The sequence below is a fragment of the Pantoea sp. BR_17 genome (assembly GCF_041955125.1).
GTDB classification, from domain to species: Bacteria; Pseudomonadota; Gammaproteobacteria; order Enterobacterales; family Enterobacteriaceae; genus Pantoea; species Pantoea stewartii.
Genome location: NZ_JAVAXT010000028.1, coordinates 1 through 917 on the forward strand (window position 1 = coordinate 1; position 917 = coordinate 917).

At 43.1% G+C, this 917-nt stretch carries 1 protein-coding gene and 1 pseudogene; both read right to left on the reverse strand.

The genetic code is table 11. The features are described 5' to 3' along the window. A pseudogene (locus tag RAC60_RS21910) lies at positions 1–405 on the reverse strand (LysR family transcriptional regulator); the annotation flags it as partial. 15 nt (positions 406–420) lie between these two features. Beyond that, positions 421–917: ABC transporter permease (locus RAC60_RS21915; protein WP_375094352.1), on the reverse strand; the 497-nt coding region annotated here is incomplete at its 5' end.

Here is a 917-nt window from a genome sequence, read left to right on the forward strand (position 1 = left end):
AAAATCCGTGCCATGCAGCTTGCTGAATCCATTTTGAAACTCAGGCAACCATGCTACAGGTGAAACAGTATGGGAATTAAGGACAACTGGCATCTGGTTTATCGTAAAACCCACAACATCAAGTTTACCGCTTTCTTTATTTTTTTCTGCAAGGAGTTTGTTTAGGTTTCCGTCAATAGTTGACTCGGGAATAACCACCCTGACGCCATACTCGTCTTCAAATCTTTTTACGAAGCTTCGCCACTGCGGTTTCAGAAACCATACATTAAAGTTCACAGTTCCTTCTTTTTTTGCCATCGCAGCTACATCGGCCCATTTCATTTCAGACAGATCCGTTGCTGCTGCAGCGGATAAAGAGAAAGAAGCCAGCATTAAAACAGCAGTTTTATACTGTAAAAATTTCATATAAACCTCTTGATGTTAATGTTTTCCTGTTGACTCAGCAGCATAATTACCCTTAAGTACTCTCTCGATAACGATCATAAGAAATACGTTAGGGATAATCAGGATCATGGAGACGACTGCGGCATCCGGTCTTACAAAGGTATAACCCAGGAAGGAATACAATATTGTTGGGACAGTGATGAAATCCGGTGAACCCAGTACGTAAGAAACAGAGAACTCCTCAAGGCTTCTGACGAAACAGAGTATCAACGCAGCCAGAAATGCAGCTTTCATAAAAGGAAAATAAGCATTCCTCAGCGTTGTCCACCGGTTTGAGCCCAGATCGCGACTTGCATCAATAATTTCCTGAGGTACGGCGCGGAAGCCGGCGGAAAGTATTCTTATGGCATAGGGCAGTGCGAGAACAGTGTGTCCTGTCACGATACTAAAAAAGGGATTGTCGAAGTTGAGTTGCAAAATCATGGCACTAAAAAATATGCCGATGAGCATGCCTGGCATGACAAGTGGGATCA